Source organism: Streptomyces sp. CO7 (assembly GCF_053474865.1).
On the sequence record NZ_JBRIOU010000009.1, the window covers coordinates 128,442 to 135,150 of the forward strand.

The following is a 6,709-nucleotide window of genomic DNA, read 5'->3' on the forward strand; positions in this document are numbered from 1 at the left end:
GGCCGAGACGGCGGCCCCGCCGGTGCGGTCCAGGCGCTCCAGTACGGCGACGGAGAGTCCGGCCCGGGCGAGGTAGGCGGCCGCGGCGAGCCCGTTGTGGCCGCCGCCGACCACGACGACGTCGTAGGCGGTGCGGCTCGTCATGATCGATGTCATGGCGCCCACCCTCCCCCACCGTGGGCCCGAGGCCCAGGCCCGTGCATGGGTGGAGCTCCTGCGGTGACCCGGTAGGTGTACGCGGAGGGCGGCCGGCCCCGTGAAGGGGGGAACCCGGCGGCCCCGGGACACGTTCGACCACTGCGGGTACTGTGAGCGCACGCCGCAAGGGGGAAGGACCATAAGATGATCATTTTCGGTACCAAGGGCTACCTGTACCAGCTGGCCATGCTGACGCTGGTCTGCGGGAACTGCGGCAACCCCTCCGCGCACGCGCTGCGCAAGCACGTCACGAAGTTCACGCTGTTCTTCGTCCCGCTCTTCCCCGTCTCGGTGAAGTATTCGACGCAGTGCACCTTCTGCGGGGCGCAGCGGCGGCTGAGCAGCGCGGAGGCGGACCAGCTGCAGGCGGGCGCGGCGGGCGGGCAGGGCAACCCGGTCCAGGGCAGCTCCCAGCAGCAGCCGTACCAGTCCTGACACCGGGACGGCGGGCCGGGCCGTGGCCGGGCCCGCCTCCCCGGTTGATCGGTGCGTCCTCGGGGACCGAGCGGTCCCCGAGGATCCGTGCGTCCCGGATGTCCTACCGGTGGGACATGAACTCGACGACCTGCTGGTAGGTGGGCCGGTTCTGCCAGCTGATCGGGGCGTGGGTGATGCCGCCCAGCGCCCGGTGGATCACGGCGTCGGCGCACCACTGGTCCCCCGCGGCGCAGTGCTCGTCGCCCGGGTAGACCTGTGCGGCGGTGCGTCCGGCCGCCTCCTTCAGGGTGCGGGCGAGCACGCCCCGGCACTCGGCGAGATCGCCGGCCCCGCAGTAGGCGCGGGCCAAGCCACCCTCCACCTTCTCGCCGAGCACGGCCCGGACGTCCTTGTCGACATAGCTCCACCAGCCGTACTGGAAGGCGCTGCCCGCGTGTCCGCCGGTGGGTCCGTGCGAGGCGCCCGGCGGTTCGTCGACGGGCAGGTTGTTCTCCAGGGCCGTGTAGAGGCCCTCACCGAGGCCGGGTCCGAACTCGGCCTTCACCAGCAGCGGCCACCAGGCGTCCAGGATCCGGATCGCCTCGGCGTGCGCGTACCGCTTCGAGCCGCGTGAGGTCTCGGTGCGCAGGGAGCCGGCCGAGACCCAGGCGGACAGTCTGGCCACCGCGTCGGTGACGGCCGGGTCGTCCGCCGGGCCGCTGCGGAGCACCTTGAGGAGCTTGGGCAGCACCTGTTCGGCGCGCAGGTCGGCGAGTCCGGCCTGCGCCATGGCGCGGGTGAGCGAGGCCCGGGTGACGTCGCCGTTCTGGACGAGGGTCCGGACCCGGTCGTCGAGCAGGTCGCCGCGGTGGACCGAGCCGTTGCCCCAGGAGGCGACGGTGTAGCCGTGGGCCAGCTTGTTGTTCCAGGAGATGTAGTAGTCCTGGTCGAGCGACTGCGGGTGCTGGGCCGGCGGGGTGTAGGCGGCCCGGTTGTTCTCGGCGTTCCAGTTCCGCCACTCGTAGCGGGCGTCGGCCCAGGCGGGGAAGTCCGGATCCACGCCGGCCGCGCGCACGGGGTTGTCGCCGCTGTTGTAGTACGCGGTGCGGCTGGAGTCGGCGTAGAACCAGTTGAAGGTGAAGTTGATGTGCTGCGCCGCCTGCTGGAAGGTCTCCGGGCCGGTGACGTGACCGGGGTCGTTGAGCATCTGGAAGCCGACGATGGAGTCGACCTCGTGCCGGTAGGAGGTGCGCAGGCTGGTGTAGGCGACCTTCTTGCCGCCGACGGTGGCGCGGTGCTCGACCGGTCCGTACCTGGTCAGCCAGGCGCGCATCGTGTAGGAGCCGGCGGCGGTGGAGTCGGCGACGGTAGGCTTCCAGGAGTTGGTGTGCTCCACCTTCTCCATGGCCACGCACTGGCCGTGGAACAGGTAGTGGTAGTCGTCCTGGCACAGTTCCACGGCGTAGGTGTCGACGATGTCCTGGGCGGAGGTGGTGGCCGACCAGGCGTAGTCCTGGCCGCGGCCGAGCTGGACGTACATCGACAGTCCGGCGAAGGAGGCGCCGCGGGCGCTGATGCCGGGGCCCTGGATCTCCTGGAGCATCAGCAGCTGGGGCGCGAAGTAGCCGGTCTGCGGGCCGAAGACGGCGACGGGCCGGCCGCTCGCGGTGTGCTCGCCGCTGACCACCAGCGCGTTGGACATGCCGCGCCTGGCCGATCCGACGGCGGCCTTGGCGGCGGCCTCGGCGGCGGCGTCCGCCTTGGCCGTGGCGGCGCTGCCGGTGCGGTTGTGGACCAGCGGTTCGCGGGTCACCGAGCCCGGGTCGGGCAGCGCCGTGCCCTGCGGGTCGGCGGGTTTGCCGGCGTAGGGGAAGCGGGCGCCGCGTACGGTGACCGCCGCCTCCGGGTCGTCGCGTTCGCGGAAGGACTCCCAGACCCGGGTGCCCTCCTCGACGCCGTACCGGGACTGCGCGGCGAGCAGCGAGAGGGCGTTGTCCACCTCGCCGCCGCCTCCGGAGCCGAAGAGCGCGCCGACGACGGACGCCAGGGCCACCAGGTCGGTCAGCTTGAAGGGCTGGATCTTCCCCAGGTTGAGGATCGGGTCCTTGTGGCCGGTGAGCACGTACTCGCCGGGGAAGTAGCGGCCCTTGTCGGAGGCGGTGATGTAGGCGTTGATGCCGTCCACGTAGGCCTGCGCGTCGGCGAGGGCCTGGCGGCCGCGTTCGCCGTTCTCGGCGGCCACCCGGTCGATCTGTGCCTGGAGCTCCGCCTCCGTGTAGGGCGCGGCCCGCCAGAACTCCTGTTCCAGCGCCTGGTTGCCGGGCGCTCCGCCGGCGAAGGACGTGAGCTGTCCCCGGCCGACGTGGCGGAAGACGTCCATCAGCCACAGCCGGTCCTCGCCGGCGGCGTACCCGGCGCCGAACTCGGTGCCGTAGCGGGTGGTGCCGGTGATGTGGGGGACGCCGGTGGCCTTGTCGCGGACGATGGTGACGTCGGTGCGGCCGGCGGGCTTCTTGGTGGAGGCGACCTGGTCGGCGGGGACGCCGAAGGAAGCGTCGTTGAAGAAGTCGCCGATGGTGGACTCGGTCAGCTCCGGATAGCCGCTCGCCAGGTTCGCGTAGGGGCCGAGCTGGTCGTCGCTGTGCGCGGGGACGGTGTTGACGGTCTGGTCGAGCAGGATCTCGGCGAGGGTGGCGGTGCCGTCCGCGCCGGGCGGCAGGATGTCCGAGCAGCCGTCGCCGCAGTGGTCGGTCACGGCGGCTGCCGCGACGGGTGCGGCGGGCGCCGCGGCGGACGGGAAGGCGGGGGCGAGCAGGGCGCCGATCATGGCGCCGGTGAGCAGGACCGGAAGCCTGCGGGCGGTTCGTCTGTCAGGGGCGGTGCGTGGGGTGTGCCGTCTCACGGCAGCTCCTCCCGACGGGGACAGGGCCAGGAGGTTACCGCCGGTAGCCGCACAGTTGAAGATGCCGGTACGCCAACTTCCGCGCGGAAATCGCGGGGTTTGTGGGGAACACATGGAGGGTATCCGCGCTCTCGGCTGCGGCCGTCGCCGTGGACCCGGACGCTACGCCGAGGACCCCGGTCCTCGACGCACGTGTGCCCGGCGGAAGTCACCACTCCCCCGTCACCGAGGGGGCGGGTGACGGCCCGGGCGGTAGGTCCGGGAAGCGGCTGCGGACCGGGCGTCCGGGAACCCCCCGTAGGGTGTTCCGCATGGATCTTCGATTGCCCAGGTGGCCACGGAAGCGTGCGCTCGCGGCGGCAGCGGCCGCCGTCGTGCTGGCGGGCGCCGCGGCCGTCGGAACAGCGGCGGTGGCCTCCGGCGACGACGCGCCCCCGGTACGGCACACCGCGCGGATGATGACGATGGACGGCGGAGTGCGGATCGACACCTCCTTCTACACCTCCGGCCCGTCCGAGGAGCGCCGCCCCGCGGTGCTCCTCGGGCACGGCTTCGGCGGCGACAAGGGAGAGGTCCGCGAGCAGGCCGAGGACTTCGCCCGGCACGGTTACGCGGTGCTGACCTGGTCGGCCCGCGGGTTCGGCCGGTCGACCGGGAAGATCGGGATCAACGGCCCGAAGTCCGAGGTCGCCGACGTCTCCCGGCTGATCGACTGGCTGGCCACCCGCCCCGAGGTGCGGCTGGACGGCGAGGGCGACCCCCGGGTGGGGGCCGCCGGCGCCTCCTACGGCGGGGCGATCGCCCTGCTGGCCGCCGGGCACGACGGCCGCATCGACGCGCTGGCCCCGGCGATCACCTACTGGAACCTGTCCGACGCGTTCTTCCCCAACAGCGTCTTCAAGAAGCTCTGGGCGGGCACCTTCATCAGCTCGGGCGGCGGCTGCTCCCACTTCGAGGACGAGCTGTGCCGCATGTACGAGCGGGTCGCGCAGTCCGGGAAGCCGGACGTCGAGGCCATGGAACTGCTGGCGGGCCGCAGTCCGGTGACCGTCGGCGACCGCATCAAGGCGCCGACGCTGCTGATGCAGGGCCAGAGCGACTCGCTCTTCCCGCTGGACCAGTCGGACGCGGCCGCCCGGGCCATCCGGGCGAACGGCGCCCCGGTGGCCGTGGACTGGCTGGCCGGCGGGCACGACGGCGGCAGCGCCGAGGGCGGGCGGGTCCAGGCCCGTACCGAGGCCTGGTTCGACCGCTACCTCAAGGGCGAGCGCACGACCGACACCGGGCCTGCCTTCCGCGTCACCCGGGCCGGCGGGGTGGACTCCCGGGACGGCGACGTCCGGTACACCGGGGCGAGCAGCGCGGAGTACCCGGGACTGAACGCCGGCCTGCTGCGCTTCCCGCTCACCGGGAAGCAGCAGCGGATCGACAACCCGGCGGGCGCCGCGCCGCCCGCCGTCTCCTCGCTGCCCGGCCTCGCCGCCGGCGGGGGGATGGCCCAGCTCTCCTCGCTGGGCGTCGACACCTCCCTGGACATCCCCGGCCAGTTCGCCGCGTTCGAGTCGCGCCCGCTGACGAAGGACCTGCGGATCACCGGCTCCCCCACCGCCACCGTGCACGTCGAGTCGAGCACCGACGACGCGGTGCTGTTCGCCAAGGTCTACGACGTCGGCCCCGACGGCCGCCGTCAGGTCCTGCCCTCCCAGCTGGTCACCCCGCTGCGGGTGCCCTCCGGGCAGGACGTCCGGATCCCGCTGCCGGTCATCGACCACGAGGTCAGCGCCGGGCACCGGCTGCGGCTGGTCCTGGCCTCCACCGACCTCGCCTACGCCTCGCCCCCCGCCCCGGCGACGTACTCGGTCTCCCTGCGGGGCGACCTGATGGTGCCGACCGCGAAGGACGTGCGGGCCGCCGAGGCCCCGCTGCCGGCCCGGATCTGGTGGCTGCCGCTGGCCGGCCTGCTGATCGCGCTGGCGCTGCTGTTCGCCGGCCGCCGCCGCACGGCCGTTCCCGCACCGTCGGCGGAGCTGTCCGAGGTGCCGCTGGAGATCCGCGGGCTGAGCAAGCGGTACGCCGGCTCCGCCGACCGCTTCGCGGTGCGGGACCTGTCCTTCCGTGTGGAAAAGGGGCAGGTACTGGGTCTGCTCGGCCCCAACGGGGCGGGCAAGACCACGACGCTGCGGATGCTGATGGGGCTGATCCGGCCCGACGAAGGGGAGATCCGGGTCTTCGGCCACGCGATCCGGCCGGGCGCGCCGGTCCTCTCCCGGGTCGGCGCCTTCGTCGAGGGCGCCGGCTTCCTGCCGCACCTGTCCGGGCGGGAGAACCTCGAGCTGTACTGGCGGGCCACCGGCCGGCCGGCCGAGGACGCCCACCTGGAGGAGGCGCTGGAAATCGCCGGCCTCGGCGGCGCACTGGAACGCGCGGTGCGCACCTACTCGCAGGGCATGCGGCAGCGGCTGGCGATCGCCCAGGCCATGCTGGGGCTGCCCGACCTGATGATCCTCGACGAGCCCACCAACGGGCTCGACCCGCCGCAGATCCGTGAGATGCGCGAGGTGATGATCCGGTACGCGGCCGCCGGCCGGACCGTGATCGTCTCCAGCCATCTGCTCGCCGAGGTGGAGCAGACCTGCACGCATCTCGTGGTGATGGACCAGGGCCGGCTGGTGCAGGCCGGTCCGGTGGCGGAGATCGTCGGCACCGGCGACACCCTCCTGGTCGGCACCGGTGAGGCGGTGGCGGTCCCGCTGGCCGACAAGATCGCCGCGCTGCCCGAGGTGGACACCGCGGTGGTCACCGACGACGGCCTGGTGATCCGGCTGGTGGCGGGCACCACCCCCGGGCGCCTGGTCGCCGAGCTGGTCCGGCTCGACGTCCCGGTGGAGTCGGTGGGCCCGCACCGCCGGCTGGAAGACGCGTTCCTCACCCTGATCGGAGACTCCGCATGAGCCCGCAGAGCACGCTCGCCGGTTCCGGCCCGGAGCCGGCGGCCGACGGGACGCCGGCCGCGACCACGGTCTCGGCCGCGACCGCCGAGGGGTACCGGCCGGGGCGGACCCTGCCGCTGCGCGTCGAGTTCGCCCGGCAGCTCAAGCGGGGCCGGACGCTCGCCATGGGCGCCGTGCTGACCCTGCTCCCGGTGGTCATGGCGGTGGCCTTCGCGATCGGCGGCGACGACGGGGACGGGCC

At 73.3% G+C, this 6,709-nt stretch carries 4 protein-coding genes and 1 pseudogene; 3 read left to right on the forward strand and 2 right to left on the reverse strand.

Annotated elements, in window-relative coordinates:
• Positions 1-144 (reverse strand): FAD-dependent oxidoreductase (locus tag ACOV8S_RS27140; protein ID WP_448321329.1); only part of this gene is annotated, 144 nt, incomplete at its 3' end.
• Positions 145-342: 198 nt separating this feature from the next.
• Here ACOV8S_RS27140 and ACOV8S_RS27145 point away from each other — a divergent pair.
• Positions 343-633 carry a zinc-ribbon domain-containing protein gene (locus tag ACOV8S_RS27145; protein ID WP_448321022.1) on the forward strand — a complete coding sequence of 97 codons (291 nt, stop codon included), beginning with the start codon at positions 343-345 and terminating at the stop codon, positions 631-633.
• A gap of 103 nt (positions 634-736) precedes the next feature.
• Here ACOV8S_RS27145 and ACOV8S_RS27150 read toward each other — a convergent pair whose 3' ends face one another.
• On the reverse strand, positions 737-3,517 hold the full coding sequence (locus ACOV8S_RS27150) for a penicillin acylase family protein (protein WP_448321024.1): 2,781 nt from the start codon (positions 3,515-3,517) through the stop codon (positions 737-739).
• Between the two features lie 311 nt (positions 3,518-3,828).
• Between ACOV8S_RS27150 and ACOV8S_RS27155 the strand changes: the two genes are divergently transcribed.
• Positions 3,829-6,468, forward strand: a complete 2,640-nt coding sequence (locus tag ACOV8S_RS27155) for an alpha/beta fold hydrolase (protein ID WP_448321026.1) — start codon at positions 3,829-3,831, stop codon at positions 6,466-6,468.
• Positions 6,465-6,709 (forward strand): annotated as a pseudogene (locus ACOV8S_RS27160) (ABC transporter permease); the annotation flags it as partial. The gene ACOV8S_RS27155 and the pseudogene ACOV8S_RS27160, both read left to right, overlap by 4 nt.

Bases quoted from the DNA above. Each gene is read 5' to 3' on its own strand.
- ACOV8S_RS27145 (WP_448321022.1), top strand. From the start codon at position 343: ATGATCATTTTCGGTACCAAGGGCTACCTGTACCAGCTGGCCATGCTG.
- ACOV8S_RS27155 (WP_448321026.1), top strand. From the start codon at position 3,829: ATGGATCTTCGATTGCCCAGGTGGCCACGGAAGCGTGCGCTCGCGGCG.